The following is a 25,447-nucleotide window of genomic DNA, read 5'->3' as shown; positions in this document are numbered from 1 at the left end:
TAATGAAAAAAAAATCGTTAGGATTAAATGCCTTTTTAAATAGTATAAGAAGTATATTAAATCTTATATTCCCGTTAATAACATTTCCATACGTATCTAGAGTTTTATCCGTAAATGGAATGGGAATTTATAATTTCTCTAATATATATGTAAATTACTTTCTTCTTATTGCTGGCTTAGGTGTGGCAACTTATGCAGTTCGTGAAGGCGCGAAATATAGAGATAATAAAAAGAAAATAAGTGAGTTTGCGAGTCAAGTTTTTACTATTAATATTTACTCAACAGTTGTTGCTTATGTTTTGTTATTAGGAAGTTTATTAGTATTTAAAAATCTTAATAATTATATATCTTGTACTCTAATATTTGGATTGCAAATAATCTTTACAACCATAGGAACAGAATGGATATACACTATTTATGAAGATTATAGCTACATCACTATAAGAAGTATTGTCTTCAAAATATTTTCAATAATTTTACTTTTTATTCTAGTTAGAAAACCTGAAGATTATCTTTGGTATGCAGCTATAACTGTATTTGCTAGTGTTGGATCTAATATTTTAAATTATATTCATGCTAAGAGTTTTTGTGATATTAGATTAGTAAAAGATGTAAATTGGCAATATCATTTAAAACCAATATTGATAATTTTTGCTTCTTCAGTAGCTGTTACATTGTATGTATCATCTGATACTACAATTTTGGGACTATTGAAAAATGATTATGCTGTTGGTATTTATGGTGTTTCTGTAAAAATTTATCAAATGGCAGAGGGAGTATTATCAGCATTATTAACAGTTGCTATTCCACGATTGGCGATGTTGTTAGGACAAAGAAGACTTAAAGAATATAATCAAGTTCTTTCTGGTGTGATTGAAACACTGAATATATTGGTTTTACCAGCATCGATTGGCTTAATAATGCTTAGCGAAGATGTGGTTTTAATTATTGCTGGTCATAAATACCTACCTTCTGTAAATTCACTTAGAATTATTACTTGGGCAATAATTTTCTCGATTTTTGCTTGGATTTTCTCAGACTGTGTATTGATTCCTGCTAAACGTGAATCTAAAGTATTAAGAAACACTATTATAACAGGAATAACTAATGTTGCATTGAATTTTATTTTGATTCCGTTTATGTCATATGATGGTACTTCACTTAGTACTGTTATTGCTGAATTTATGGTTATGGTTATGAATGGCTGGGCTTGTTGGGATATCATTAAACCGGTTATTCTTTCTAAGAATAATTTTAAGAATATAATTTCATCTATTATAGGTTGCATCGGTATTGTTGCAGTTTGTTTATTGTGTGCATGGAGCTGGGAAGCTTTAGTTTTGAGAATGGTCTTTTCAGTAATTTTTTCAGTTATTGTGTATGGAGCAATTCTTGTACTGTTGCGTAATGAAATTGCTATGAATATGTTGAAGCGAGTAAGGATGATTGTTAAGAGTAAATTTTAATAGAGGAGTAGAATGAGAAGAAGAGATTCAAAATTTGAGCTATTAAGAATAATTTCGATGGTTATGATTATTAGCTCGCATTTTTCTTTATATGGAAATTGGAAACTGTCAAATAGTTTGTGTAAATAAATCTTTCTCGTAAATAGATTTTTTAATTTATCTTTTATTCAAAATAGGATTCCAATGTATCCTGCACTTGGCCAAAGCCCTTATGGATTCGGTCGAAGTAGCGATCATTGTAGCTCATTGCCTGAATGCCAATGAAAGTATCAAGCGACTGCTCGCTTGGAAACTCTGCTTTGGGCTTTGCCTTGCGTTTAACGACATTGTTAAAGGATTCAATCATGTTGGTGGAATAGATTGAGGGTCTGATCTGTTTGGGATAGTTGTAAAAGACCAATAGATCAGGCTCAATGTCTTTTAGATTTCTAATGACATGATTGTATGCCTTGTTCCATTTGTCATAGAATGCATGAAGAGTTTGTACGGCGGCTGTCTTGTTAGGCTGCTTATGAATCTGCTTGAAATCGTTCATGATTGTCTCATGATCGTCAACACGCACTTTATTGCAAATATTGCGCATGACATGAACCAGGCAGCGCTGAAAATGTGCTTTGGGATAAGTCTTTGCCAGAGCTGTTACACCGTCGGACAAGAAAAGCTCGACTTGCTTCAACCCCCGCGATCTCATGTTTTGAAGCATTTCAGTCCAAACTTCGACGTTTTCGCTGGGTGCTATGCAGTAGTCGATTACTTCTTTATGGCCATTGGGCCTGATGCCGATGGCAATATAGACGGCTTCACGCTCAAACGTTTCTCGGCACAGCGGAAGATACGTTGCGTCAAGATAAACGCAAAAGAACCTGTCGCTAAGCTTGCGTTTGTGATAGGCTTCAACCTTTGGAATCATTTGCTTGGAAATATTTGATACCTGAGCCGGACTGTAATGGCTGCCATACATTTTTTCAATCAAGTCAGCTATCTCTCTGGTAGTTACGCCTTTAGAGTAAAGCTTGATGATCATGTTTTCCAACACATCTGCATGCTGCTTGTAGTCAGGCAGAGTGTGCTGATGAAGTTCGCCGTTTCTGTCTCTGGGAACCTGAATTTCGATCTGGCCAAACCGTGTATCAACCTTGCGATAATAGATGCCGTTTCTGGAGTTGCCAGAGTTCCATCCGCTTTTTGCATAAGGATCATAGCCTAAAAAGGCAGTTAATTCAGCTTCAAGCAATTGATTAACTGCAGTTTGAATTTCCTTGCGCAAAAAATCATTAACTTTGTCTTGATTATTGGAGTGCTTGAGCCATATTTTTGGTAAAATCATTCATGAAGGAGTTCTTCTTTCTGTATGTTGTTTTTTTGTTCAATCCAATCATACGAGAAAGGAACTCCTTTTTCTAATGTTTTCAGAAATTAATTTAAGGAATCATTCATCCTTACACAAACTATTTGACAGTTTCGTTTTATTTATTAATTTACTTGAAGTAAATAAAACTTTTGATGCGCTACCTACAAGTTACAAGTTGTCAGATGTTAGTTTTACTTTATTAGCAGCTACTTTTAAGAAAGAAACTGGTGATGACTTTGATCTTTCACGTGATTTAATATCTATGGGTTTTATTACAGAAAAAAATATTGTAACAAATGCTGGTTTACTATTGTGTGATCAGGGATATTTACCACAGTCTAAAATAGTATGTACTAGATGGAAAGGAATAGAAAAAGGGAGTATTGAAGGCGATGCTTTAGATGATGAAGAATTTGAAGATGCTAGCTTAATTACTTTATTATCTAATGCAGAAGCCTTTATTAGAACTAATTCAAAAAATCCTTGGACTATTCGTGGAATGCGTCGAGAAGAAAATAGTGATTATCCATTTAAAGCTGTTCGTGAAGTTTTAGTTAACGCTTTAATCCACCGTGATTATCAAATACAAGGTTCAGAAGTTCATATCGATATGTTTGATGATCGAATGGAAATAGTTTCTCCAGGTGGCATGATGAATGGAAGTCGAATTCAAGATCTTAATTTGCAACATGTCCCTTCTATGAGACGAAATGAAATTATTTCAGATATTTTTGGACGTTTACATTATATGGACCGCAGAGGCAGTGGAATTCAAAGAATTCTAAATTCTTATAAAGGACTTATTGAACAACCAGATTTTTATTCAGATAGTACTGTGTTTTTAGTTACTTTACCTAATCGTAGTGTAGCTACTTTAGTAGAAAATAAAGAGTTGAATGAACAAAATAGTACACTTCAGAGCAAAGATAGTACACTTCAGAGCAAAGATAGTACACTTCAAGTTCAAAATAGTACACTTCAAGTTCAAAATAGTACACTTCAATATAATAAAATACGACTCTCTAATGAAATAGATTATCATTTAATTTTAGAAGCGTGGGATAACAAAGGGATAAACAAAATTTTTCAAGAAAAAACAATTTCTAAAATAATGGATTTTTATAAAAAATATGGAACGCAATATTCATTTAATCGTGAGGCAGTTGCTAATTCATTTAATATAAAGTCTTCGTATGCTTCTAGAATAATAAGAAAATGTTGTCAAATTAATATAATGCGAAAAGAAAAAAGAGGAGTTTATTTTTTTGTAATTTAAAAATAATAGTGCTAAGTAGATAATATTTGATGAAGTATTACACTACTTTTAGTCTGTAGTTTTAGATGATTGTTAGATCAATAAGGCTTAGAATTAGTAAGGAACGTTCTAAAAAAAGAAGGCAGAAAGTTATGACTAAAATTAAAGAAGATTATATGATTGGTCTTGATATAGGTACAGATTCATGTGGGTGGGTAGCTACCGACTTTCAAAATAATATTTTGAAAATGCATGGGAAACGTGCAATTGGTTCGCATTTATTTGAAGAAGGCATACCAGCAGCTGACCGGCGTGGTTTTCGTACAACCAGACGCCGGATTAAGAGAAGAAAATGGCGGCTGAGATTACTAGAAGAAATTTTTGATTCTGAAATGGCAAAAATAGATCCATACTTTTTTGCCCGATTAAAAGAATCAGGACTTTCGCCAAAGGATAGCCGAAAGAAAACATCTTCGATCGTTTTTCCTAGTGCAAAGGAAGACAAAGAATTTTATGATAAGTATCCAACCATTTATCATTTGCGTAATGCTTTAATGACGAAAGACCGCAAATTTGATTTACGAGAAATTTTCATTGCAATTCATCATATAGTGAAATATCGAGGAAACTTTCTACAAGATACGCCTGTGAAGGACTTTAATGCTTCCAAAATTGATGTGCAGACAACTTTAGAAAATCTAAATGAAGCATATTCGAAACTCACGGAAGAATACAGCATTGAATTTGCGACTGAGAATGCTCATCAAATTGAAGATATTCTTAGAGACAAGACAATTTTTAAATTGGACAAGTCCAAACAGATTAGTAAGTTATTGTTTGTTCCTTCGGAAAATAAAGATGAAAGTGAATTACGCAAGGATGTTGCCAAGCAAATAGCAAATGTAATTTTAGGATATAAAGCCAAGCTAGAAACCATTTTGATGACAGAAGTCGACAAAGATGAGAAGTCAAATTGGGAGTTTAAATTAAACGATGCTGATGCTGATGAAAAATTAGAGCAGATAATTGCCACCCTAGATGAAAATAAGCAAACTATCTTAGCTGAAGTTCGTAAATTGTTTAGTGCAATTACTCTTAGCGGTATTGTAGATGAAGGCAAGACTTTGTCTGAGTCAATGATACGCAAATATGAGGATCATCGAAACGATCTTAAATTGCTAAAGAAAGTAATTGATAATCACGCGGATAAGGAAAAGGCTAAGAAATTGGCTTTGGCCTATGATCTTTACGTTAATAATCGACATGGACATTTGCTAGAAGCTAAGAAAGGTTTGAAAAAGAATGGAGTCTTATCAAAGCAAGATTTCTACGCTGAAATCAAGAAAAACCTTGACGCCTCAGCTGCAGTCAAAAAGATTCTCGATGAAATAGCTTTAGATTCATTTATGCCAAAACAAAGAACTGATGAAAATGGGGTAATTCCGTTTCAGCTTCATCAAATCGAATTGGATAAAATCATTGCCAACCAAAGCAAATATTATCCATTTTTAGGAGAAGAAAATCCAATTGAGGCCCATCGCTCGCAAGCACCATATAAATTGGATGAATTGGTTCGGTTCAGAGTGCCTTATTATGTTGGTCCAATGATTCAGCCGAATGAAAAAGCTAAGGATAAGCAAACACAACAAAACCAAAACTTTGCTTGGATGGTTCGAAAAGGATCTGGGCGAATCACGCCTTGGAACTTTGATCAAAAAGTTGATCGAATGGAATCAGCTAACCGCTTTATTAAACGAATGACTACTAAGGATACTTATTTGTTAGGCGAAGACGTTCTGCCAGCAAATTCTTTGCTGTACCAGAAATTTACGGTATTGAATGAGTTAAATAATATTCGTATCAATGGTCATCGCATCTCGGTTGAAACTAAGCAAGAAGTTTATGAGCAATTATTTAAGCATAATACCACTGTTAGCAGCCACAAATTAATTACACATTTAAAAGAAAAATATCGTTTACCGTCCGTTGAAATTAAAGGCTTAGCAGATCCTAAGAAATTTAATTCTGGCTTGGCTACTTATAACAAGTTAAAAAATAAACATCTTTTTGATGAAGTAATTGATGATCCTGCATATCGCAATGATTTTGAAAAAATTATTGAGTGGTCTACCATCTTTGAAGATAAGTCAATTTATCGAAAAAAATTACAAAGTTTGGACTGGCTTAATCAAAAACAAATTCAGGCTTTAACTAATCTTAGATTTCAAGGTTGGGGACGTTTATCTCAAAAAATCCTTACTGGTTTACATGATAGTAATGGTCAAACAATTATGGAACAATTGTGGGATAGTCAGAAGAACTTCATGCAGATTGTCAATGAACCTGATTTTAAAGCGGCTATTACTAAGGAAAATCAAAAAATTGTCAAAGCAACTTCAACCGAAGAGATTTTAGCAGATGCTTATACTTCTCCTGCAAATAAAAAGGCAATTCGCCAGGTTATGAAGGTAGTTAACGATATTGTTAAAGCTGCTTCAGGTAAAGCACCTAAACAGATTGCCATTGAATTTGCTAGGGATGCTGATAAACGTGAAAGAACAAGAGCTAGAGGAGCACGTTTGCAAAGCATTTATGAGAATATTGCTGATGAATTAATTTCTACTATTTTACGAGAAAATCTTCGTAAGGCAAGAAAAGACAATAAATTTGTTTATGATAAGTTTTATCTTTACTTTATGCAAGCCGGTCGAGATGCATATACTGGTAAACCAATCCCAATTGATGAAATTACCACTGGATATCAAATAGACCATATTTTGCCACAAAGCTTTATTAAAGACGATTCGCTTGATAACCGTGTCTTAGTAGCTAGTCCAGTTAATAATGGCAAGTCTGATAATGTACCAGTCAAAATGTTTGGAAATCGCCAAGCTGCTAACTTAGGTATAACAATCTCCGCAATGTGGAAAAAGTGGCTTGATTTAGGACTTATTAGTGAGAGAAAGTATAAGAATCTTAAATTAGATCCTAAGAGTATTAATAAATATCAAGCTTCTGGATTTATTCAACGGCAATTAGTTGAAACAAGTCAAATTATTAAATTGGTTTCGACTATTTTACAAGCGCAATATCCTGAATCTGAGATTATTGTTGTCAAAGCAAGTTCAAATCATTATTTACGTGAACATCTTAACTTGTATAAGAGTAGAGAAGTCAATGACTACCATCATGCCATTGATGCCTACTTATCAACAGTTTGTGGAAATGTACTTTATCAAGCATATCCTAACTTGCGGCCATTTTTTGTATATGGGCAATATAAGAAGTTTAGTTCAGATCCAGAAAAAGAAGATATGATTTTACAACATACTCGTCGATTTGACTTTATTTCTAGATTATTCGAACGGGATGAAAATGAGATTCGTGCTGGTAAAAATGGTCCTGTAGTTTTAGACCGAGATAGAATCAAGCAACAGCTTCAGCAAGCGTATAACTTTAAATATATGCTTGTTTCTAGAGATACTTCGACTCATGATCAAGAGATGTTCAAAATGACGCTCTACCCTAGAAGTGGTCGTGATACAGCCAAGTCTCGTAATTTGATTCCTAAAGCTAAAGGATTATCAACAGAAATCTACGGTGGCTACAGTAATAATGCTGATGCATATATGGCAATCGTCAAGATTAATAAAAAGAAGGGTTCGGAATATCGTGTAGTTGGGGTCCCAATGCGAGCTTTAGTTGAACTTAAAAGCGCTAAAAATGCTGATGAAAATTTAAAGCAAATTCTTGAACCTAATATCTTATTTAATAAAAAAGGTAAGAGAAAATCTGCCATTTTATCATTTGAAATTGTTAAGGACAAGATTCCTTATAAACAGGTAATTCTTGATGGTGACAAGAAATTTATGTTAGGTAGTTCTACTTATGCTTATAATGCTAAGCAATTAACCTTAAGTTGGGATGCGATGAAGGTCGTTACTGGTAATTTAAATTCTAAAACACATACTGAGGATGAGATTAGGCAAGCCCAAATTTCTACTTATGATGAAATTCTTGAAAAAGTGGATAAGTATTTGCCTTTGTTTGATATTAATAAGTTCAGAGAAAAGCTCCATCAAGGAAGAGATAAGTTTGTTCAATTAACTGTTGATGAACAAAGAGAAACTCTGCTTCAGATTTTGAATGGTTTGCATGATAATCCGGTTATGGGAAACCTTAAAAATATAGGTTTCACAACACCTCTTGGTCAACTACAGATGCCATCAGGTATTACTTTGTCTTCAAATGCGGTTTTAATTTATCAATCTCCAACTGGTTTATTTGAAAAACGAGTAAAAATAGCTGATCTATAAATGAAAATAGGAACCACCTTTGTGGTTCCCTATTTTTGTGCATAAAAAAAGTCCCTCGATAGCTCGGGACAAGTGTTGAAACTTTGCATCTAACGATGCATTGCTTGATTTTAACTCTGATTGTTAGATCAATAAGGTTTAGCGTCGGGAGCTACCCGACAAGATAATAATATCATTTACTAAATAATTAGACAAGGAGAAAGTGAGAATGGGATGGAGATCTGTTGTAATTACACAACATGCTAAATTAACGTATTCAATGCAAATGATGATTGTCCAAACTCGTGACGGTATTAATCAAATACCGATTAGTGATATTAATTTATTGTTAGTTTCTACATCACAAGCAGTAATAACGAGTGCTTTAATTAGTAAATTAGCTGAAAATCAGACAAAGGTAATTTTTGTTGATGAAAAATATCAACCAGTAACTGAAACTGTTGATTATTATCCTGGGAGTAGGAATATTAAAAAATTAGATAAGCAATTTAACTGGGATGAAAGACGACAATCATTACTGTGGACTAAAATTGTGACGGCAAAGATACAGAATCAAATTCAAGTTTTGCGTAATTATCAAATTAACGCTGCAGATTTACAAAATGAATTAGATCAATTAGAGATAAATGATCCAACGAATCGAGAAGCAGCGGCTGCTAGAAAATACTTTATGGATATGTTTGGTAAAGACTTTGTGAGAAGAAATTCTGGTGTGATCAATGCTGCTTTAGATTATGGCTATGCTATTTTACTTTCGAGTTTTGATCGAGAGATTGCTGTTAATGGTTATTTGACATACTTAGGAATTCACCATCATTCAACAGAAAATCAATTTAATCTTGGAAGTGATCTAATGGAGCCATTTAGACCTTTTGTTGATTATTGGGTTAAGGCTCATGAAAAGATTCAAAATTTTACACCGGATATCAAATACGGACTTGTAGAATTATTAAGTTTAGAAATTATTTTTAATGGAAAGAAAACATTACTTGCTAACGCAATCGCAGATTATGTGCGAAATTGTTTGAAATATTTAAGTGGAGAAATTGCTGATATTGGGATTGAGATGAAACTAACAAATGAGGTACCGAACAATGCGCTTAATGATAATGTTTGATTTGCCAATGGAGACAGCGACAGAAAGAAAAGAATATCGTCAGTTTAGACGAAAATTAATCAATGAGGGATTCTTGATGATTCAATTTTCTGTTTATGAAAGAGTATGTGTTACAAGAAAAACAGCTACTTTCTTAGAAAATCGAGTACGAAAATTTTTACCAAGTGGTGGCGTGGTCCAATCATTAATGGTGACGGAAAAGCAATATAATGATATGCACTTTTTAGTTGGTAAACCAGTAGAGGATGTCAGAAATACTTCTGATAGGACGGTGATTTTGTGATTCTTTCTTATTTGACACATAAGCAAGTTAAACTTGAAGATCCGGGTTTAAAAATTATTGCAACAAAGAGTTCAATTGCTTATCGTGATTTGGTTCAAGGTTTTCAACAAGTAAGACCGACAATTATTTGTAGTGATGATCATTATAATGAGCTAGAAATTGGAAAAGCTTTTGATTTTGTTGGGGATGTTTTATTAACAAAAGATGTTATTAATAAATATTCATCTCATATTTTTAAGAGTTTTATTGAAAATTTAGATGAAGAGAATCGTAACAAAATTATGGTAGCTTATCATAAATTAGAAGCACTATTACAGGATTCATTGTTATTAGAGGATCTTCCGTTAGAAATCGATTTTAATGAAGATTTGGAAAAGTTGCTGAAATTAGAGAATCTACACTTAGATTCAAAACTGATGGAGGAACCATATGCTATAATTGAATCGATCTTAAAGATTCATCAGTTATGTAAGCTGGGTTCGATTCCTGTGATCTGTAACGTCGCTAATTACTTAAATTCACAGCAACTTGATGAGTTATCTGAATTGGTGAATCAGCTTAATATGAAATTGCTTTTAATAGAATTCACAGATAAGGATTTTCTGATTGTTCCTAAGAATGCTGAATTCTACTATATTGATGAGGACCTTGTTGATTGGTATTAATCTTTGAATGAAAACTAGATTATAAAAAATCGGTTTTAGATGATTGTTAGATCAATAAGGTTTAGATCATCTTCGTAGCCGTCCCCAACGTTTTGAGCGTTTTAGATGATTGTTAGATCAATAAGGTTTAGATCCAGATAGATTGTATTTATCATACTTAACATGTTTTAGATGATTGTTAGATCAATAAGGTTTAGATCCCGTTGGCTTATAAGTCACATAAAAATTTCGTTTTAGATGATTGTTAGATCAATAAGGTTTAGATCAAAGACTTCCAATCAATGCATTGTTCCTTTGTTTTAGATGATTGTTAGATCAATAAGGTTTAGATCTGCTCATAGCATGGCTGACCGTGCACCTCTGTTTTAGATGATTGTTAGATCAATAAGGTTTAGATCACTAGTATCAACAGTACCATTAACAGTATCGTTTTAGATGATTGTTAGATCAATAAGGTTTAGATCCAATTGGCTACCATGGTATCAGTTAAGCACGTTTTAGATGATTGTTAGATCAATAAGGTTTAGATCCAGCAGGATATTTATTCCCACCTTCATTGCGTTTTAGATGATTGTTAGATCAATAAGGTTTAGATCATGAAAAGGTCGGTAACTACATGATTGCTTGTTTTAGATGATTGTTAGATCAATAAGGTTTAGATCCCTGAAACCGATTATGGAGAGTATGAGGGATGTTTTAGATGATTGTTAGATCAATAAGGTTTAGATCCATTCTGAGAGAGCTCCCATACATAGACCCGTTTTAGATGATTGTTAGATCAATAAGGTTTAGATCAGAGATAAGAAGTATTAAACAAGAGAGGTTGTTTTAGATGATTGTTAGATCAATAAGGTTTAGATCTACTACAGAAGAAAATTGATCAAAGAACTAGTTTTAGATGATTGTTAGATCAATAAGGTTTAGATCTTAGAAAGAAAAATAATATGACAGAATTAAGTTTTAGATGATTGTTAGATCAATAAGGTTTAGATCAAATATTTGCTACCGATAAGCGTGAACCAAGTTTTAGATGATTGTTAGATCAATAAGGTTTAGATCTGCACTTCATTGAAAAAGCTCAAAATGAAGGTTTTAGATGATTGTTAGATCAATAAGGTTTAGATCTCAAAGATGCACGGACGAACAAACACTACAGTTTTAGATGATTGTTAGATCAATAAGGTTTAGATCGACTGACGAAAAGTTCATTAAACAAGCAAAGTTTTAGATGATTGTTAGATCAATAAGGTTTAGATCAATGGGAAGCTGAACAATTAGTGGCCAAATGTTTTAGATGATTGTTAGATCAATAAGGTTTAGATCTCACTATTAAACATGCTATTAAATAGTTCAGTTTTAGATGATTGTTAGATCAATAAGGTTTAGATCTTAGCAAGAACAGAATTATTAGAACGCTTGGTTTTAGATGATTGTTAGATCAATAAGGTTTAGATCACTGTTCCTCCTCAAATTGATGTAGGCAATGTTTTAGATGATTGTTAGATCAATAAGGTTTAGATCAAAGACATGAAATACCAAACGTATTTGCTTGTTTTAGATGATTGTTAGATCAATAAGGTTTAGATCCAATTCACACCGTTACTGTTCACGGAACTGGTTTTAGATGATTGTTAGATCAATAAGGTTTAGATCGACAGAGAACGCGGTGCTGGCTCGTATGAGGTTTTAGATGATTGTTAGATCAATAAGGTTTAGATCGAAGGATGATTACCGCTTATTGATTGCACAGTTTTAGATGATTGTTAGATCAATAAGGTTTAGATCATCCAATTCATAATAAATACCTCCACTTAGGTTTTAGATGATTGTTAGATCAATAAGGTTTAGATCTCTATCAAAGAAGCTGAAACCTGCCAGAACGTTTTAGATGATTGTTAGATCAATAAGGTTTAGATCCCTTTGCCATATTTGCCACTCTGATTCCAGGTTTTAGATGATTGTTAGATCAATAAGGTTTAGATCGGCGACTCATAAAGAAGTTAAGCCTGAATCGTTTTAGATGATTGTTAGATCAATAAGGTTTAGATCTAACCGTAGCTGGTTTATGGCAACATGCTCGTTTTAGATGATTGTTAGATCAATAAGGTTTAGATCAGATCAAAAATCCAAACCTAATATACGCGGGTTTTAGATGATTGTTAGATCAATAAGGTTTAGATCGAAAAAGCGGCTTAACCAATAATTTCTTTTGTTTTAGATGATTGTTAGATCAATAAGGTTTAGATCTTGCAGCCAAGCCGCCAACTTGCTTTAATCGTTTTAGATGATTGTTAGATCAATAAGGTTTAGATCTGCGGAGTTGGATACATGGTCTTAAGCAAGGTTTTAGATGATTGTTAGATCAATAAGGTTTAGATCGAAGAGCTTGAATTACTTCAAGAGTTAAAAGTTTTAGATGATTGTTAGATCAATAAGGTTTAGATCGAGCTAGGTGGAAAATTGGTTCTTGGAGTAGTTTTAGATGATTGTTAGATCAATAAGGTTTAGATCAGAATGCAGAAGAAGCTAACTCAATGACTGGTTTTAGATGATTGTTAGATCAATAAGGTTTAGATCACAGATGAAGTTAAGAATGCTATCGAGGTAGTTTTAGATGATTGTTAGATCAATAAGGTTTAGATCACACTAATATAGCAATTTACGCAAAATAGAGTTTTAGATGATTGTTAGATCAATAAGGTTTAGATCCGGATTTGTTCCCAACCAGCGTCCCAAGACGTTTTAGATGATTGTTAGATCAATAAGGTTTAGATCATCATCAACCTTCCAAACTTCTCTAAATAGGTTTTAGATGATTGTTAGATCAATAAGGTTTAGATCATCATCAACCTTCCAAACTTCTCTAAATAGGTTTTAGATGATTGTTAGATCAATAAGGTTTAGATCTGATTGTCTTGCCAGCGAAACCCGAAGAGGGTTTTAGATGATTGTTAGATCAATAAGGTTTAGATCAAATAGGCAAAGAGCAAGCCAATTTTGCCGGTTTTAGATGATTGTTAGATCAATAAGGTTTAGATCGGCGACTCATAAAGAAGTTAAGCCTGAATCGTTTTAGATGATTGTTAGATCAATAAGGTTTAGATCGATAAATTATTGTATTTAGTAGAGTAATCAGTTTTAGATGATTGTTAGATCAATAAGGTTTAGATCCCCATCAATACGATATTGAAAAGGCTCACAGTTTTAGATGATTGTTAGATCAATAAGGTTTAGATCAATCTACGATAGCAAGAATCGAATCAGGATCGATGAATGTATCTGTTGGCTTATTATCAGATATTGCTGAAGCCGCTCATCGGCAAATCAAGCTTGTTTTGGTGTAATTAAAATCTGAAAAATAGGCTTACTACGAACGATCACATCATAAATTTGATGTGGTCTTTTTCTTTTATTGCAAATTTGCACGAATTCAGCTAAGATCTAATCGACCTTTAAACAAAAACGTGCGAATTTTTGCTACAATTAAAAGTGTATTTACTTTTTCGAAGGAGTAAATTATGAAAGTAAGAAAAGCTGTTATTCCCGCTGCGGGACTGGGGACCCGCTTTTTACCAGCTACCAAGGCCATGCCTAAGGAAATGCTGCCGATTGTTGATAAGCCAACCATTCAATTCATCGTTGAAGAAGCAAAGAAGGCCGGCATCGAAGATATTTTAATCGTTAATGGCAAAAACAAGCGGTCAATCGAAAACCACTTCGATTCAAACCCTGAATTGGAGCAAGATTTGAAGAGTACTGGCAAGATTGAACTGCTGAATTTGACCCAAGAAGTTACGGATTTGGGTGTCAACTTGTACTACACTCGTCAGCCATATCCAGCTGGCCTTGGCGATGCAATTTACCGCGCTCGCAGTTTCGTCGGCAATGAACCATTCGTTGTTATGCTGGGCGATGATTTGATGCGCGACAAGGTGCCGCTAACCAAGCAGTTGATGAACGATTATGACAAGACTCACGCCTCAACCATTGCCGTGATGAAGGTGCCACATGAAGAAGTTTCCAAGTATGGTGTGATCGCACCTGAAGATGAGATTGAGCCTGGTTTGATTAATGTCAAAAGTTTTGTGGAAAAGCCGGCGGTTGAAGATGCGCCAAGTGATTACGCAATTATTGGCCGTTACTTGTTAACGCCAGAAATTTTCGACATTTTGGAACACACCAAGCCAGGACGCGGTGGCGAAGTTCAGTTGACTGACGCCATCGATACTATGAACAAGACTCAACGCGTCTTTGCTCATGTCTTCAAGGGTCAACGCTTCGATGTTGGCAACAAGGAAGGCTACCTTGAAACCTCTATCCAATATGGTTTGCGCCACCCTGAAACTCGCGATGCTCTGAAGAAGTACATCATTGAGCTGGGTAAGAAGTTGAGTAAATAATTTAGATATAAAAAATGAGAACGCATCTAATACGGTGTGTTCTCATTTTTTGTAAAAACAAATTCCAAACATTTAAATAAGAATAACCTTATTTGCCTTCAAACTGAATCCCTTGTACTATACTTATTATGGAATTTATCCCAAAGCAAAAGAGAAGGATGAGATGCAAAATAGACTTTTAAGAAAGAAAAGGCTTGCGAATGATCGACTGCGGCTCTTCATCAACATGCTACTGATTTTAGTTGTGGCTCTGGTTAACTTCGAAATTATCCCCAACATCAATACTTACATCAATAGCAGCCACTTAAGCAGCAATAGCCAGCCGCAAATTCAAGCAAGCTTTACGAATGAAGATTTAAAAAAATATCGTGGCAATAAAACGGTAATTCAAATCGCACCGACTGATAAGAAGAGTTGGTCACAATCGGATAAGCGCTATTTGCGTCTTGTGATCACGCCAGCCGATAACGCACGTGATTTTGCCAGCAGCATGGACAGCAGTGCAAAATATGTCGTGCAGCAGCTGCAGAACAGCAAGCTTTCGCTTAAGCAAGTAGGCATCACGGCGAAGAATACTGATAATTTTGACCATTACGGCTACAACATGTCACAGTACATTGCCTTACTAACGCAAAAATATTCGAGCCGCGATGAGATGGCTTACCGTAGTACCGCTGCCATTGAGCGGATCTTGGACTTTGTTTCTGTTTTAATTATTGTTGTCAGCTTAATCACATTAATCTGGTGCATTATCGTACCTAAAGAAAAGATCGAATGTTGGATTTAATACCAGCATTTTTTCTACGTAAAGTCAAGTACCATAAGGTATTTGGCTTTGTTTTTCCTGATTTTTATCTTTTAGTATTTGAGGACCAATTTATTTAAGAAAAAAATCTTTGCTATTTATTTTAAAATTGATAGGCTAAATACATGAGGGTTATAGGTGAGAAACATGACAAAAAATAAGAAAAAGCTGCATAAACGACATCCAAAATTGGTGGCCTTCATTATCCTACTGATTGCTTTCGGTGTCTTTTACGGCTGGGGTTCAATTTATTACCAAAAGGGCAGACAAATTGATCGCATCGTCAGCTGCATCAACGATCCTAGCAAGAAAATGGCTAAATATGTCGTGGCTTCAGATCCTGATATTACAGTAACTGACGCTAAATTGAAGCCGCTGCAGCAGTATTTTAAGGAAAATAAACAAGCAGCCAAACAGCTTAGCGCTAACTTGCGCAAGGGCAAATACAGCGATCAGATTAAGCTGATCGAATCCGGGACGTATTTCTTCCTGTTTCCAAAATATAGTCTGCGTATCCAAGTTTACCACCCGCAAGTGGAAACCAACCATGCAGGCTCTACTTTAATTGTGGATAAAGAAAGTTTTGGCAAAATGGAAGGTGCCGATCAGAACTTCTACTCTGATTTGGGGCTGATTTTCCCAGGGCGCTATCACTTGCTAGTTAAAACCAAGGTTTCTGGCCGCAAGCTCAAGGCCGATGCGATCGTCAACATTTGGTCAAATAAGACGATCAACATGATTATTAAGACAGGAACTTTCCAAATCCGTAGCGTTCCATACGGCGTCGTCTATATTAACGATCGCAAGGTAAAGACGCTTGACAAATATGGGCGGGCCACCTTCAAGAATTATCCGTTGGCCAAAAACATGGAGCTTTACATCAAATCAACCTATAATGGCAAAACCATTAAGTCCGAAAAGGTAAAAGACTTGTCTTCATCGATTGAGACTGAATTTTCTAATAGTGACGACGATGATGAAGACTATGGTACGCCAAGCAATTACGCTGGTAATCAAAAGCAGGACGTTTATCAGGATGTAGAAGGCGACTACATTGTTAATCCAATCTGGCCGGGGTTGATTGATCAAACCGAGGCTGGACAGCTGCTCTACAATAACTACACTAAGCCTGATGAGACTACTTTTGAGAATGGCAAGGACAATCAAGCTTACAAAGATTTGAAGAAGCAGGTGAAGGTCTTTAAGAAGGGCAAGAAGAACCTTAAGCTAACAGTAACGATCACTAAGATTATGCCTGCTGGTAGCAATTACAGCGATGTCTCTTATCAACTTGTGTATACGTATCGTGAAAAAGGCAAAAAACACAAGAAAGTTATCAACTATGAGGGTGCAATTTTCCACAACAGTTCACAAACGCAGGTAATTAAATCCCTCGGAAAACAGACAAAATAAAAACAAGACCTTCAGGTCTTGTTTTTTAGTGTTTGAGAAAATGACGCAGCCGACCAAAACGGCGGCGTTTTTTCTTTTTTGTTTTTAAAAATTCTTGTGCTTGAACAACGTTTTCGTTTTTAACAGGCTGCTGGGTGAAGTTGTTGATAACTTTGCGCGGCTTGAATTTTTCGGGATGATCAATTGCTTCCAGCATGATATCGGGTCGCATGTAGCTGAGCCTTTCTTCTTCATAGGAATTCAGAAGAAAGACCAGAATATCGTTGATGTCGCAAATTACGTGCCAGGCCTGGTCTTTGCTGGTCTTAAAATTGCTGGCATGAACGGCTTCATTGCCGATACGTCGCACTTCGTCGAACAAGTTGTAGATACTCAGTGGATAAGTCAGATTTTCTCGCAAATATTGGATGTTGCTGCGCAGATTTCGCTGCTGACCGGAAGGGATCGGATAATATGGGTTCAAATTTTCCCAGTCGATAATCTTACGCGTTACGCTTTCGAGCAATCTCCGGGCGTTGATCATGACGTCGCGGTAATCATCAATCTCGTACAGCTTGCGAATTTTGTCGGCTGTAGAGAATTCTTTTTTTAAGAGTTTGCTATTTTTTAAATAAGCAAAATTTGCTTCTACCATAGGCTTTTCCCTCACTTTTCTTATTACTGATTATAAACTTTTTTACGAAATACCGTTGACAAAATCCAGGCATTAAAGGGCGTTGATTTTTCTGTGGAAAAAGGCGAATTTGTGGGCATCATGGGTGCGTCTGGCTCAGGAAAAACCACTATGCTCAACATTTTATCCACATTGGATAAGCCGACCACGGGCAGTGTTTACGTTAATGGTCAAGACATTACCAAGCTGCGCAAAAATGAGATGGCCGACTTTCGCGGCAAGGAGATTGGTTATATTTTCTGGTTTGACTTTGGCTAGTGCCATCTTTTATATGTTTATGACGATCACGCTGGTTTATATCGTTTATGCCAATAGTTTTTTATTCAGCATGCGAAAAAAAGACTATGGAACTTACATGATGTTAGGTGCACGTAATAGCAAAATCGGCAGACTGATTTTTACTGAAACGATTGTAGTTGGTCTCTTGGCTGCTGTTTTAGGAATCATTGTTGGGACTGGGTTAACGCAAGTAGTTTCAGAATTATTGTTTTCACAATTAGGCCTGCAGATTCATCGTTTCTTTGGCTTCTACGTGCCGGCAATGCTGGCTTCAACATTGATGTTTAAGGTTTTGTCAGGCGCCAATAGTGACCGTCCGCGGTACAAGATGCTGTGGAAGATTGGTGCCCAAGAAAAATTATTAAAGTCATCAATTAGAAGCAAGATTGGGACTTTGTTTGCATTGCCGGCTGTGCTGGGCATCGTTGATGTATTGTTTGGTCTGCAGTTCTTTAAATCAATGCTACAGAATCCGTATGACAAGATTTGGATTCCGTTTACGATTTTCTTAGTAATTTATTACTTGATTACGGTTAAGCTCTATGAAGGAATCGTTTTGAAGAATAAATAAGAAAAACTTCTCCATTTGGAGAAGTTTTTCTATTTATAAATGCATTATAAATGCATTTTATTCCAAGATGGAATTTTAATTTCACCCTTGTCGCTCATCGTCATTGTCGTAATTGAAGCATTCTTTGGACCTGGAACCAATGGAATGTCATCACCATAACGGTACCACAAGCTCCGAATGGTAAAGCCATGAGTTACCAGCAGAATATTCTCAGCTCCATCCAATTCTCTGATCAATTTAAAACCTTTATCAAGTCGCTTCCAATATTCCTCAGAATTTTCAGCATCGTGGTAAGGATCTGCTTGCTTGATCCAATCTTTGATCGTGTCAATTCTTTCGTGCTGGAACATTTCCTGTCTAGTGGCATAGCCATGAGCACCGCCGATCATGCGCCAAGCCATTTCAGAATCCATCCCTTCGAAGAAGCCATAAAATTGCTCACGGAAAAATGGACTGGCAATGTGCTGCAATTCATCGCGATTGACGTTGTGCTTGATAATAATATCGCAGGTGTCGCTGGCCCGCTTTAAATCACTGGACAAGGCAATATCAAAAGGTACATCCTTTAATGCTTCTCCAGCTTCATCAGCTCCGGCAATGCCGGCCTTAGTTAGCGGGGTATCGCACCAGCCCTGCATCTTGTTGTAACGGTTGATATAAGTTTGACCGTGACGCACAATATAAATTCTTTTCATCCTTTTTCTCCCTAACTAAAAAACAATCACCTTTATTTTAAACAAAAAAGGATGATTTTTTAACTGTCTTTATCTTGCGCTATATAATTTTTTAACTGCCGCAATATCACGTGGCTGGATGGTATAGTAGGATCCTGCTGGATACATGACGGAAACGGTTTTGCAATGTTTCAGTCCGATGGCATGACCTAATTCATGTTCGGCGGTGTTAACGATTCGGCTATTGCTGTAGCCATACCATGCATTTTGCAAGTAGTAGCGATTCAGTTCAACTTTGGCTTTGGTCAAATGATTAGTCAGTGGATTATAGCTGATTGACGTTTGACCTGCAGCCTCGGTATCACTGTTGCTAACGGTGCTGACCACGATATTGGCCTTAGCTTTATTCGAAGTCTGCTTAAATAAAAAGGCACCAGTTCTGTTCCAAGCGCTCATTGCATCAAGAGTAGCACTGCGCAATTGGGCATCATTAGGAATATCGATATAAACCGTTGCGGTATTCTTAGGCCAGATGGGATTGCTGCTCTTGCTTTTGGACGTACTGGTTTTAGTCGTCGAAGAGATCTGAGTATTATTGCCAGAATCACTTAGCGTAGGTGGAGCAAAATTGCCAGTAGCAATCAGCTGAGTTACGCGTTGCTTTAAGGTAAACAGCGAATCATTGGTTGCTGTTCGGATTTGACTGTTGTTTTGATAAGTCCAAACACCGAATGCCAGGATTCCGAGAAAAACTAAATTACGTAAAAATCGAAAAAATCCACGCATTTTTCATCAACTCCGTTTGCTTAAGTATTATATACTCAGTTTATTTAATTTTGGTGAAATTTGTTTATGTTTTTATTGCGAGATCGATAAAGTATAACCTGTGCGTCATTCATGATAAAATAGAATACAGTTTTTTAAGAGATAGGTGATAAATGTGACTGAAGTAAGCAACGAAAAACAAGTCGAACAACAGCATCTTGATCATGTCTTAGGATTGATCAAGGCTAAAGAAAAAGAGCTACGCAAGTCAATTAAGACTGTTGAAGGCGAAGCCAGAGATCTTAATTCGCACTTCTTCGATGATGTTAAATTGGATTACGATGGCTACTCGACTTCAATGGAAACGGCTCTGTCAATTCACCAGCAGCAGCAACTGCTCGCTGAACGTGAACATGATTGGCAGCATTCAGCTAAGCAGTTAGCGACAGTGAAACGGTTAGAGAAGAGCCCATATTTTGCGCGAGTAGATTTTAAGGAAAAAGATTCCGATGAAACAGAAACCATTTATATTGGTTTGGGTTCTTTTGCCGATGATAATGATCATTTTTTGGTTTACGACTGGCGGGCACCAATTTCTTCAATTTACTATGATGGAAAATTAGGGCAGGTTTCCTACAACTCACCAGAAGGTGAAATTACCGTTGACATGACCAAGAAGCGGCAATTCCAAATTAAAGATGGCAAGATCGTCAATATGTTTGATACCAATGAATCAATTGGTGACCAAATGCTGCTGTCTGTTTTGTCAGAAAAGTCCAGCACGCAAATGAAGTCAATCGTAACGACGATTCAACGCGAGCAGAATAAGATTATTCGTAACACCAGCGCTGATCTGCTCTTTGTGCAAGGGGCTGCCGGTTCTGGCAAGACCAGTGCAATTTTGCAGAGAATTGCATATTTGCTCTATCGTTACCGGGGTAATTTGACTTCCAGCGATGTTATCATGTTTAGTCCGAACCAACTGTTCAACGACTACATCAAGAATGTTTTGCCAGAAATGGGCGAGCAAAACATGGTGCAAATGACTTACTGGCAGTTTGTTGCGCGGCGTTTGCCGGGGATGCAGGTTGAAAATCTGTTTGATCAGTTTGAGGATCAAAGTGCAAACACAGCCATCGGCAACTTTAAAGATTCAGTCCACTTCTTTAATTTGCTGACGCGTTATGCTAAGAAGCTGAATGAGCGCGGAGTTATTTTTAAGAACATCAACTTTCGCGATCCACAGAAGCCATATTTTGCTAAAGAAAAAATCAAGGAAATCTACTACTCCTTCAATCAAAACTACAATTTGGCCAACCGAATCGATGCAACGCGCGAAGAATTAATCAAGATGCTGAACCGCAAGATCGCTCCGGAAGTACGCAAAGCTTGGGTAAGCAAGACGATTGAAAGCTTAAGCAAAGAAGAGCTGAATAATTTGTATGATCGTCCTGATCAGGAATTCAGTTCTGAAGCTGAAGAAGAGAAGTTTTTGGGACGCAAGATCGTGGTTAAGGCTTTGCAGCCTGTCTTCCAGCGGATTCGCCACAACAACTTCATCAATATGCGGGCTCAGTATTTAAGCTTTTTGCGGGCTGTTCCTAAGATGGTTGATCTTTCCAAGTGGAACATCAGTGTTGATGATTGGACTGAACACGTTGAAGAAGTGAAGGATGGTTTTAGAAAGCACACCATTCACATGAATGATGTTTCAGCCTACCTTTATTTGTACGACTTGATCACTGGTCGGCAGACTGATTATGAAATGCGCTATGCCTTTATTGATGAAATTCAGGATTATACGCCATTCCAGTTGGCTTATCTAAAGTACAATTTCCCACGAGCCAAATTTACGATGTTGGGTGATTTGAATCAGGCTATTTTCACTAAAGACGAAAGTAGAAGCTTGCTCAAACAAATCTCAGGATTGTTTGATCCGAAGAAAACCGATGTCGTGCAACTGACCAAATCATATCGGTCAACCAAACAGATTACCGACTTTACCAAGCAGATCTTGCGTCAGGGTGAAAAGATCGAAGCCTTCAACCGACAAGGCCCTGTTCCAGCGATTTACGGTCGCAAGACAGAGAAAGAAGCTGTTGCTGTTTTAACAAAGCTTTTGCGAGAAAATGATCAGCAAAAGTTCACTACGGCAATCATTACCAAGGATCTGGCCAGCGCTGAGCACCTTCATAAGCAGTTGCAAGCAGAAGGCAAAAAGACAACCTTGATTGCGACAGCCAACCAGCGGCTGGTTTCCGGCAACTTGATTCTGCCATCATATTTGGCTAAAGGATTGGAATTTGATGCTGTTGTGATGTGGGATGCTTCCAAAAAGGCATACCATGAACTCGATGAAACCCAATTGGTTTATACGATTACGTCACGGGCAATGTACAAGCTGGATCTCATTTATACAGGTGAAAAGAGCCCACTCTTGGATGTGAAAGCTGATACTTATCTTGTCAAGTAAAATTATTGACAAAAGATTAAGAATCGTTTAATATTCAATAACAGTTTAAAGACAAAGAACAGAAACAGTAATCTAAGAGTGGTTATTAGAGAGTCTCCGTTGGTGAAAAGGAGATAGCCGCTTAGATGAATTCACATCTGTGAGTCGATTCCTTGAAATTGAAACTAGTAGAGAAGTCCGGGTTAGCCCATTACAGCTAAAGGTTTATTATCAAACTTAGTGAGGTAGCTAGTGTGAGTTAGCTGCGAACATGAGGTGGAACCGCGGACTTAAAATTCGCCCTCTTAGATCAATCAGATCTAGGTGGGCTTTTTTTGTTAGCAAAAATTAAGTTGATAATAAAACTGCTGAGGAAACAACTGCGAAGTTGAGGTGGAAACACGTTGATTCGTCCTCTTGGGCATTTGCTCAAGAGGACTTTTTTATTACTAAGCAGGTGAACTACATGCATTACGTAAGACAAATCATGCCAGCTTTGATGGCAGGAACATGGCTGACATTGAGAATTTTCTTTTGGACATTATTGATTTCATTGCCCCTCGGTATTTTGGTAGCTTTAGGATAAATGAGCAAGATCAAGCCGCTAAAGTGGCTGGTGGAATTTTACGTTTGGATTATGCGGGGGACGCCGCATTCAAGGCATATTGCTTGATGAAGTCTATGCTAACTACTATGTTGCTCACATGGCCAATAAGAATGAGTATCGCATTATCGAAAATCATAAGGTGCCCGCCGACTTATTTGCCGTTGGTATGCGCAAAGAAGATAAAACTTTGCGCCAGAAGATTAATGCCGGATTGAAAAAATTGCAGAAAAATGGCAAACTTGAACAGTTAAATGAAAAATGTTTTGGCAGAAAGAGCAATTATTTAGGAAAATAAGATGGCAGAAAAGTTTCTTTTTAAAAAAGTTGATGAGATGTCAGGCAGAGAAATGTATTGCGTGGAAAGACTGCGCACTAATACATTCGTAACCGAGCAAAAAATCACCTTGCCTGAACTTGATGATACTGATCTGACGGCGACCCAAGTCTTTTTGTTAAATGATGCGCGGAATAACGCCTTAGCTACCTGCCGCGTTTTTAAAGATGAAAATCTTGGCTGGATGTTCGGCCGGGTAGCTGTGGATAAAGAGATGCGCGGACAGCACTTGGGAACGAAGATGATGCAGGCTGTGCATAATTTTTTGCGAGAAAAAGGTGCAAAAGCAGTAGTTTGCCACGCGCAAATAAGTGCAGAAGCATTTTATCAGTCATTGGGCTACCAAGAATTTGGTGCGCCTTTTGATGAAGGTGGCGTAAAACATATCATGATGAAAAAAGAACTGGATTAGATTTCCAGTTCTTTTTTGATTGCATGATAAAGCAGCTCGACCAGTTTTTGATTGCCGTAATCAGTTAGGTGCAAATTATCGGCTTGATATAATTTATCCACATTCTTTTCCCCTGTGCGCATTGTCAACAAATCAATTTGTGGCAAATGATACTTATGCGCAAGCTTGTCAACAATCTTGCGATTTTGTGCTAAATGGTCAGGAATAGTATATTCATTGCCATTTTTATCTTGCCAGGGTCCAACTAGAATAACCTTGCTAGGAGCGCAAAATCTGATCATTTGCTCCAGATTTTTTTCATAATTTTGCGAAGAAATGCCGACAATGGAAGAATCGTTGGTGCCGTATTCGATTAAAACCAGGTCAGTGTCCTGTGGAATTTGCGTTAAGAAGTCTAGGCCTTCGACCGTTGTTGCACCACTTTTGGAAAAGTTTTTCACCTGTGCATTTTTGCCTAATTTTTCTTGTAAAGCAGTAGTGATCAAGTCGGTATCGCGATGGTGGCGAAAACCGTTGAAAAGTGAATCGCCAAAAAGTACAATCTTTTTCATATTTTTACATCCTTCCCTTATAATATAATGGTATCAATTTGAGGAGAGTTGCAGATGAAAAACTATCTTTCTTTTAATCGAAATGAGTGGGCAGCTTTGGCTCCGGCCAATCGAGTTCAGGTTAGTAAAGAAGAACTAGCCAAGGTCAAGTCGTTGGGGGATGTAATTGACCTGACCGACGTGCATGAAATTTACACGACATTGGTAGGCTATTTGCATCTGATGTTTGAAAATAAGCGCCACGCCCAGGCAGATTCGATGCGTTTTTTGCATAAAACTATAAAAACAGCGCCGTTCATCATTGGCATTTCCGGATCAGTGGCCGTCGGCAAGTCGACAACAGCCCGGCTATTGCAATTGCTGCTGAGCCGGACCTATCCGGATTTGAAAATTCACTTAATGACCACGGACGGTTTTTTGTACAATAATGCCGAACTAGCCCAGCGCAATCTTATGCCCCGCAAAGGCTTTCCCGAAAGCTACAATATGCAGCTGCTGAGTGATTTCCTGTCCGATGTTTTGGCAGGCAAGGAAGATATTGTTTATCCACTTTATTCTCAGGAATTAAGTGATATTGTGCCGGGTAAATACGGTCATGTCAAGCGTCCCGATATTTTGATCATGGAAGGGATCAATACTTTGCAGCTGCCGGAAAGCGGGCAAATGGTGACCAGCGACTTTTTCGATTTTTCAATTTATATCGATGCGAAAGAGGATTTGATCGAAAGCTGGTATATGCAGCGTTTTACCAAGATTATGGAAATGAATAAAAATAAGCCGGATAATTTTTACTATGAATTGGCTAACGGTCCGAGAACAGCGGCATTGCAGCTGGCTGAAGAAACCTGGCAGATGGTCAACCTGGTTAACTTGCGCGAGTACATTGCTCCAACTAAGACCAGAGCAAGCTTGATTCTGCACAAAACGACGGGTCATGTGATCGATCAAATATTACTGCGCCGCTTCTAATTTGGTATACTAGAAGGTATGAATACGATCTATATTTTATTAATTAAAAAATTTGCATTACCTCCAGCGTGTTAGTTGAGTAAGCAATA

Annotated in this window: 18 protein-coding genes, 4 pseudogenes, 1 CRISPR repeat array and 1 other annotated feature; of the genes and pseudogenes, 17 read left to right on the top strand and 5 right to left on the bottom strand. The window is 36.8% G+C overall.

Annotation, left to right across the window (positions count from 1 at the left end; all coding sequences use genetic code 11):
- The first annotated feature begins 2 nt into the window (after window positions 1–2).
- Window positions 3–1,466, top strand: coding sequence for a flippase (locus D0Z64_RS06240; RefSeq protein ID WP_127345752.1), 1,464 nt, complete (start codon window positions 3–5; stop codon window positions 1,464–1,466).
- A 163-nt stretch (window positions 1,467–1,629) separates the two neighbouring features.
- On the opposite strand, the pseudogene D0Z64_RS06235 reads toward D0Z64_RS06240, so the two are convergent.
- Window positions 1,630–2,797, bottom strand: a pseudogene (locus tag D0Z64_RS06235) (IS256 family transposase).
- Between the two features lie 72 nt (window positions 2,798–2,869).
- Between D0Z64_RS06235 and D0Z64_RS06230 the strand changes: the two are divergent.
- From D0Z64_RS06230 to D0Z64_RS06195, 9 genes are all read left to right on the top strand, one after another.
- Window positions 2,870–4,093 carry an ATP-binding protein gene (locus D0Z64_RS06230; RefSeq protein ID WP_080881731.1) on the top strand — a complete coding sequence of 408 codons (1,224 nt, stop codon included), beginning with the start codon at window positions 2,870–2,872 and terminating at the stop codon, window positions 4,091–4,093.
- 131 nt (window positions 4,094–4,224) lie between these two features.
- Window positions 4,225–8,388, top strand: a complete 4,164-nt coding sequence (gene cas9 / locus D0Z64_RS06225; protein ID WP_127345750.1) for a type II CRISPR RNA-guided endonuclease Cas9 — start codon at window positions 4,225–4,227, stop codon at window positions 8,386–8,388.
- Window positions 8,389–8,596: 208 nt separating this feature from the next.
- A complete protein-coding gene (gene cas1 / locus D0Z64_RS06220) occupies window positions 8,597–9,505 on the top strand; it encodes a type II CRISPR-associated endonuclease Cas1 (RefSeq protein WP_127345749.1) in 909 nt (302 codons plus the stop codon).
- The gene (gene cas2 / locus D0Z64_RS06215) at window positions 9,483–9,788 is read left to right on the top strand and encodes a CRISPR-associated endonuclease Cas2 (protein WP_080881728.1); all 306 of its coding nucleotides are present in this window, start codon (window positions 9,483–9,485) and stop codon (window positions 9,786–9,788) included. The genes cas1 and cas2 overlap by 23 nt, the downstream gene beginning before the upstream one ends.
- Window positions 9,785–10,453, top strand: coding sequence for a type II-A CRISPR-associated protein Csn2 (gene csn2, locus D0Z64_RS06210; RefSeq protein ID WP_127345748.1), 669 nt, complete (start codon window positions 9,785–9,787; stop codon window positions 10,451–10,453). The genes cas2 and csn2 overlap by 4 nt, the downstream gene beginning before the upstream one ends.
- Window positions 10,454–10,485: 32 nt before the next feature.
- A CRISPR array of direct repeats spans window positions 10,486–13,690; the repeat unit is 36 nt; unit sequence GTTTTAGATGATTGTTAGATCAATAAGGTTTAGATC.
- A gap of 8 nt (window positions 13,691–13,698) precedes the next feature.
- The gene (locus D0Z64_RS08810; RefSeq protein WP_406565683.1) at window positions 13,699–13,797 is read left to right on the top strand and encodes a hypothetical protein; all 99 of its coding nucleotides are present in this window, start codon (window positions 13,699–13,701) and stop codon (window positions 13,795–13,797) included.
- Between the two features lie 174 nt (window positions 13,798–13,971).
- A complete protein-coding gene (gene galU / locus D0Z64_RS06205) occupies window positions 13,972–14,853 on the top strand; it encodes a UTP--glucose-1-phosphate uridylyltransferase GalU (RefSeq protein WP_127345747.1) in 882 nt (293 codons plus the stop codon).
- A 163-nt stretch (window positions 14,854–15,016) separates the two neighbouring features.
- Window positions 15,017–15,640, top strand: a complete 624-nt coding sequence (locus tag D0Z64_RS06200; RefSeq protein ID WP_127345746.1) for a hypothetical protein — start codon at window positions 15,017–15,019, stop codon at window positions 15,638–15,640.
- Between the two features lie 165 nt (window positions 15,641–15,805).
- A complete protein-coding gene (locus D0Z64_RS06195; RefSeq protein ID WP_080881902.1) occupies window positions 15,806–17,071 on the top strand; it encodes a TcaA 3rd/4th domain-containing protein in 1,266 nt (421 codons plus the stop codon).
- Between the two features lie 25 nt (window positions 17,072–17,096).
- Here the strand turns inward: D0Z64_RS06195 and D0Z64_RS06190 are convergent, their stop codons facing one another.
- Window positions 17,097–17,705, bottom strand: coding sequence for a DUF4145 domain-containing protein (locus D0Z64_RS06190; RefSeq protein WP_080881724.1), 609 nt, complete (start codon window positions 17,703–17,705; stop codon window positions 17,097–17,099).
- Window positions 17,706–17,768: 63 nt separating this feature from the next.
- Between D0Z64_RS06190 and D0Z64_RS06185 the strand changes: the two are divergent.
- Together D0Z64_RS06185 and D0Z64_RS06180 are read left to right on the top strand one after the other, a co-directional pair.
- Window positions 17,769–17,984 (top strand): annotated as a pseudogene (locus tag D0Z64_RS06185) (ATP-binding cassette domain-containing protein); the annotation flags it as partial.
- Window positions 17,911–18,594, top strand: coding sequence for an FtsX-like permease family protein (locus tag D0Z64_RS06180; protein WP_406565674.1), 684 nt, complete (start codon window positions 17,911–17,913; stop codon window positions 18,592–18,594). The pseudogene D0Z64_RS06185 and the gene D0Z64_RS06180, both read left to right, overlap by 74 nt.
- Window positions 18,595–18,638: 44 nt before the next feature.
- On the opposite strand, the gene D0Z64_RS06175 is transcribed toward D0Z64_RS06180, so the two are convergent.
- Both D0Z64_RS06175 and D0Z64_RS06170 read right to left on the bottom strand, forming a co-directional pair.
- A complete protein-coding gene (locus D0Z64_RS06175; protein WP_080881721.1) occupies window positions 18,639–19,289 on the bottom strand; it encodes a histidine phosphatase family protein in 651 nt (216 codons plus the stop codon).
- A gap of 69 nt (window positions 19,290–19,358) precedes the next feature.
- Complete coding sequence (locus tag D0Z64_RS06170; RefSeq protein ID WP_080881720.1) at window positions 19,359–20,054, bottom strand: matrixin family metalloprotease; 696 nt, start codon at window positions 20,052–20,054, stop codon at window positions 19,359–19,361.
- 145 nt (window positions 20,055–20,199) lie between these two features.
- Between D0Z64_RS06170 and helD the strand changes: the two genes are divergently transcribed.
- The 4 genes and pseudogenes from helD to D0Z64_RS06150 all read left to right on the top strand — a co-directional run bounded on the left by helD (window position 20,200) and on the right by D0Z64_RS06150 (window position 23,838).
- Window positions 20,200–22,506, top strand: a complete 2,307-nt coding sequence (gene helD / locus D0Z64_RS06165; RefSeq protein WP_406565673.1) for an RNA polymerase recycling motor HelD — start codon at window positions 20,200–20,202, stop codon at window positions 22,504–22,506.
- A 45-nt stretch (window positions 22,507–22,551) separates the two neighbouring features.
- Window positions 22,552–22,793, top strand: a binding site (T-box leader).
- Window positions 22,794–22,951: 158 nt separating this feature from the next.
- Window positions 22,952–23,137: pseudogene (locus D0Z64_RS06160) on the top strand (ABC transporter permease subunit); the annotation flags it as partial.
- Window positions 23,136–23,387 (top strand): annotated as a pseudogene (locus D0Z64_RS06155) (transporter substrate-binding domain-containing protein); the annotation flags it as partial. The pseudogenes D0Z64_RS06160 and D0Z64_RS06155, both read left to right, overlap by 2 nt.
- A 1-nt stretch (window position 23,388) precedes the next feature.
- Window positions 23,389–23,838, top strand: coding sequence for a GNAT family N-acetyltransferase (locus tag D0Z64_RS06150; RefSeq protein ID WP_080881717.1), 450 nt, complete (start codon window positions 23,389–23,391; stop codon window positions 23,836–23,838).
- Here the strand turns inward: D0Z64_RS06150 and D0Z64_RS06145 are convergent.
- Window positions 23,835–24,389: an SGNH/GDSL hydrolase family protein gene (locus tag D0Z64_RS06145; RefSeq protein ID WP_006352017.1), complete on the bottom strand. Its 555-nt coding sequence runs from the start codon at window positions 24,387–24,389 to the stop codon at window positions 23,835–23,837. The genes D0Z64_RS06150 and D0Z64_RS06145 overlap by 4 nt on opposite strands.
- 54 nt (window positions 24,390–24,443) lie before the next feature.
- Here D0Z64_RS06145 and coaA point away from each other — a divergent pair, with 54 nt between their 5' ends.
- Entirely contained in the window at window positions 24,444–25,358 is a 915-nt protein-coding gene (gene coaA / locus D0Z64_RS06140) for a type I pantothenate kinase (RefSeq protein WP_080881716.1), read from the top strand.
- Window positions 25,359–25,447: the final 89 nt, after the last annotated feature.

Source organism: Lactobacillus amylolyticus (genome assembly GCF_003999355.1).
GTDB classification, from domain to species: Bacteria; Bacillota; Bacilli; order Lactobacillales; family Lactobacillaceae; genus Lactobacillus; species Lactobacillus amylolyticus.
Note: the sequence above shows the minus strand (reverse complement) of the source record. Positions and strands in the feature narration are given on the sequence as shown.

Bases quoted from the DNA above. Each gene is read 5' to 3' on its own strand.
- D0Z64_RS06240 (WP_127345752.1), top strand. From the start codon at position 3: ATGAAAAAAAAATCGTTAGGATTAAATGCCTTTTTAAATAGTATAAGA.
- D0Z64_RS06230 (WP_080881731.1), top strand. From the start codon at position 2,870: ATGTTTTCAGAAATTAATTTAAGGAATCATTCATCCTTACACAAACTA.
- cas9 (WP_127345750.1), top strand. From the start codon at position 4,225: ATGACTAAAATTAAAGAAGATTATATGATTGGTCTTGATATAGGTACA.
- cas1 (WP_127345749.1), top strand. From the start codon at position 8,597: ATGGGATGGAGATCTGTTGTAATTACACAACATGCTAAATTAACGTAT.
- cas2 (WP_080881728.1), top strand. From the start codon at position 9,483: ATGCGCTTAATGATAATGTTTGATTTGCCAATGGAGACAGCGACAGAA.
- galU (WP_127345747.1), top strand. From the start codon at position 13,972: ATGAAAGTAAGAAAAGCTGTTATTCCCGCTGCGGGACTGGGGACCCGC.
- D0Z64_RS06200 (WP_127345746.1), top strand. From the start codon at position 15,017: ATGCAAAATAGACTTTTAAGAAAGAAAAGGCTTGCGAATGATCGACTG.
- D0Z64_RS06195 (WP_080881902.1), top strand. From the start codon at position 15,806: ATGACAAAAAATAAGAAAAAGCTGCATAAACGACATCCAAAATTGGTG.
- D0Z64_RS06190 (WP_080881724.1), bottom strand. From the start codon at position 17,705: ATGGTAGAAGCAAATTTTGCTTATTTAAAAAATAGCAAACTCTTAAAA.
- D0Z64_RS06180 (WP_406565674.1), top strand. From the start codon at position 17,911: ATGGTCAAGACATTACCAAGCTGCGCAAAAATGAGATGGCCGACTTTC.
- D0Z64_RS06175 (WP_080881721.1), bottom strand. From the start codon at position 19,289: ATGAAAAGAATTTATATTGTGCGTCACGGTCAAACTTATATCAACCGT.
- D0Z64_RS06170 (WP_080881720.1), bottom strand. From the start codon at position 20,054: ATGCGTGGATTTTTTCGATTTTTACGTAATTTAGTTTTTCTCGGAATC.
- D0Z64_RS06150 (WP_080881717.1), top strand. From the start codon at position 23,389: ATGGCAGAAAAGTTTCTTTTTAAAAAAGTTGATGAGATGTCAGGCAGA.
- D0Z64_RS06145 (WP_006352017.1), bottom strand. From the start codon at position 24,389: ATGAAAAAGATTGTACTTTTTGGCGATTCACTTTTCAACGGTTTTCGC.
- coaA (WP_080881716.1), top strand. From the start codon at position 24,444: ATGAAAAACTATCTTTCTTTTAATCGAAATGAGTGGGCAGCTTTGGCT.